Source organism: Streptomyces sp. ADI95-17 (assembly GCF_003846175.1).
GTDB classification, from domain to species: Bacteria; Actinomycetota; Actinomycetes; order Streptomycetales; family Streptomycetaceae; genus Streptomyces; species Streptomyces sanglieri.
Genome location: NZ_ML123053.1, coordinates 258,047 through 261,190 on the forward strand (window position 1 = coordinate 258,047; position 3,144 = coordinate 261,190).

1 protein-coding gene and 2 pseudogenes are annotated in these 3,144 nt (G+C 65.8%); 1 reads left to right on the forward strand and 2 read right to left on the reverse strand.

What is annotated here, in order from left to right:
* Window positions 1-16: 16 nt before the first annotated feature.
* Window positions 17-703, reverse strand: a pseudogene (locus tag EES42_RS40370) (ISAzo13 family transposase); the annotation flags it as partial.
* 60 nt (window positions 704-763) lie between these two features.
* Between EES42_RS40370 and EES42_RS40375 the strand changes: the two are divergent.
* Complete coding sequence (locus EES42_RS40375) at window positions 764-2,122, forward strand: IS4 family transposase (RefSeq protein ID WP_124723177.1); 1,359 nt, start codon at window positions 764-766, stop codon at window positions 2,120-2,122.
* Between the two features lie 16 nt (window positions 2,123-2,138).
* Here the strand turns inward: EES42_RS40375 and EES42_RS40380 are convergent.
* A pseudogene (locus tag EES42_RS40380) lies at window positions 2,139-3,089 on the reverse strand (ISAzo13 family transposase); the annotation flags it as partial.
* Window positions 3,090-3,144: the final 55 nt, after the last annotated feature.

The window sequence follows — 3,144 nt, forward strand, 5'->3', positions numbered from 1 at the left end:
AAGGGCTTGCAGATCATTAACACGTCGTCATGATCTTGCTGTTGGGGTCACTGCTTTGAGCTTGAACCCGAGCTTGGAGGACTGCGAGGGCAGCGGGTGGGGTGGCCGCCGACGAAATAACGATGTCGTGCGCCTTCAGCAGTCTCCTGATCTTCAGCAGGGTTCGGTGCATCGCGGTCCGACTGCTGTCGAACAGCACGGCGAGGGGTTCCGCGGCCAGGGAGACCCGTAGGGGGAGCACGGCCGCCAGGACCTGCTCGGGGAAGGCGAGCCGGGGCGGGCGGCCGCGCCTGGTTTCGCCGTCCGCGGCCAGCGACTCCGCGAGGTCGTTCAGCTGCTGCCGGGACATTCCGGTCAGTGTGGGGTCGGACAGCAGGGCCTGGTCCCAGTCCGCGGTCGTTTTCTGCGGGCCCCGGACCGCCGGGATGACTGGGCTCAACCGGGGATGCAGCGCATAGTTCCAGTCGCCGTGGAAAGTGTGCCGGGTCAGCGGCAGGGCGGCCATTTCCGCGTCGCCGATCTGAACGCCGGTCGGGTAGCTGTTGGTGTCCAGCTCTGCAGACACGCGCAGACCGGTGCGGGTCGTGGTCGCGGCGATGGACTTGACGATGACTTCATGGCTGGTCAGCGGACGGCCGCGCCAGTTCATGGTGATGTGCGAGAAGAGCCGGTGCTCGATCTTGTTCCATTTCGAAGTTCCCGGTCAATGCCGTTGTTTGAATGTTCATTGAGCTGGTGGTGACGGACTGAGCGTCGCGCCGTTATGCGGGGTGTGCATCCGTGGAGCGGGGTATCTGAGCGAGTACGGCTGGGCTTGATCACGCAGTGGGTGACGCCCGAGTTGGTGGGCGAGGTCCTGTCGGAGTGTCGCAAACGGGACCGTCGGCCGGGAGCGTTGCCGGCCGGGTTCATGGTCTACTTCACACTCGCGCTTGCGCTCTTCCACCAGGACTCCTACGACGATGTGGCAGAACAACTGGTAGGTGAAATAGAGGAGTTAAGTGAGTGCATCCCGCACAAGGCGTCTTTCACCCGGGCTCGGGAGCGCCTGGGACCGGAGGTTGTTGAGCGGATCTTCCACCACCTGGCCGGCCCGCTGGCCCCTGCAGGGTTGGCCGGTTCCTTCTACCGGGGGATGCGTCTCGCTGCGGTCGACGGGTTTCTGCTGGACGTGCCGGACAATGAGGCCAACCGACGCGCCTTCGGCGGCCCGAAGGACTCCAGCGGGAAACCGGGCGGGTTTCCGCAGGTGAGAGTCGTGACGCTGACCGAGACCGGCACGCATTCTTCCATCGACGCCAGGGTGGGCGGCTATAACAGTGGTGAACGCGACCCAGCCGTGGCAATGGCTGCCTCGGCCTCCGGGATGCTCGTGCTCATGGACCGGGGGTTCCCCGGAGTGGAGTTGTGGAAGGCATATACCGGCGCCGGTGCCCACCTCCTGCTGCGGGCCCGCTCGTGTGTGGCACGCCGCCCAGTACGACACCTGCCCGACGGCACCTACCTGGCGCGCATGAACCTCGCGGGGCAGAAGGGCGCCCATCCGGGCGGTGTGCTGGTGCGCGTGATCGAGTACCGCGTCGACGGGGGCGAAGTAATCCGGCTGCTGACCGACCTCTTCGACCATGACACCTACCCGGCAAGGGAGTTAGCGGTGCTGTATCACGAAAGGTGGGAGGTGGAATCGGCCTATCGGCAGATCAAGACCTTCCAGCGGGGCCGGCAGGAAGTTCTGCGATCCACCGACCCGCAGCTGGTGCGCCAGGAAGTGTGGGCGCATCTGGTCGTGCACCACTGCCTGACCGGCATCATCATGCAACTCGCCGACAGCAACGGCATCGACCCGGACCGCATCTCGTTCGTCAAGGTCCTCAAGCACACCCGACGCAGCGTGGTCCGCCAGCTCGCCGACACCCCGCCGAAGATCCGCAGGTTCCTGACCGTACTGGCAGCGAAGGTCCGCCGGAAACTCGACAGCGGCACCCGCCGACGGCGAGAGGCAGACCGTTTCCTCAAAAGGCCCAACTCGCTGTACTCCTACCGGCCGAAGGGCAAACCAAAAGCCCCACCACGCCGCGTACCCGCCAGGACCATCGCGCTGCAGGCGACGATAGTTCAGTAGTCAAACAACGGCATTGAGTTCCCGGTGGCAGATGACACACCGTGATGGTCAGCCCTGTTTCCGCGGCGAGGGCGCCCAGTTCCAGCTTCCAGGCCCGGGTTCGGTAGCCATTGGAGCCTCCTGCGTCAGCGGTGATCAGCAGACGTGTGGCCCGGGGGTAGGCACTGCGGCCCTGGCCGTGCCACCAGCGACGGATCGATTCCACTGCGAACGCGGCGGTGTCGTGGTCGATGCCCACGTTGACCCAGCCGGTGTTCGCTGCAAGATCGTAGATCCCGTACGGGACGGCCTTGCCCAGCTGCGGGTCGGCGAAGTCGTGGACGTTCACCGGCACCGGATCGGTGGCGGGCCGCCACTGCCGTCCACTGTTCTTGAACTCGCCGACGAGCTCCTTCTTCTTGGTATCCACGCTGATCACCGGCTGACCGGTGTCCCGGTGCTCGCGGGCTTGCTCGTTGAGATAGCGGAACTGGGCATCCCGGCCGGGATGTTGGCTGCCTTCGATGGTCTTGACGTTGGCCTGCAGACTGAAGCCTTCCTCCCGAAGCAGGCCGGCGACCGTGTCGGCGCTGACTCGATGTCCGGCCCGGGTCAGCTCCCGAGCGAGCGTGCGGGTCGACTTCACCGTCCACCGCAGCGGCGACATCGGATCGCCCCGCACATCCGGCTCGACCAGTTCCAGCAGCGCAGGCCGCAGCCCCGGATCCAGATCCGCGACCCGCTTGCGGCCTCCGCCCGGACGCCGCACCCGCCCCAGAGGCTCCTCGCCGGCCTCCAGCTCGAACACGCCCTTGCGGACCGTGGTCTCGCTGACCGCGGCCGCCCGCGCGACGGCCCGAACGCCGCCATGTCCCAGGACACGTGCCTCGACAGCCATCAGCAGCCGGCGTTGCCGCTCGTCAAGATGCGGAAGCAATACCGCGAACTTCACCGAGAGTTGGTCACGTGTCTCGTCTGGAATGCACATACCACACCAACGATCCCCGAGATGGGAAGCAACACCTTGATTCCCTGCAAGCCCT

Excerpts from the sequence above, each read along its gene's own strand:
- EES42_RS40375 (WP_124723177.1), top strand. The coding sequence starts at position 764 with ATGCGGGGTGTGCATCCGTGGAGCGGGGTATCTGAGCGAGTACGGCTG.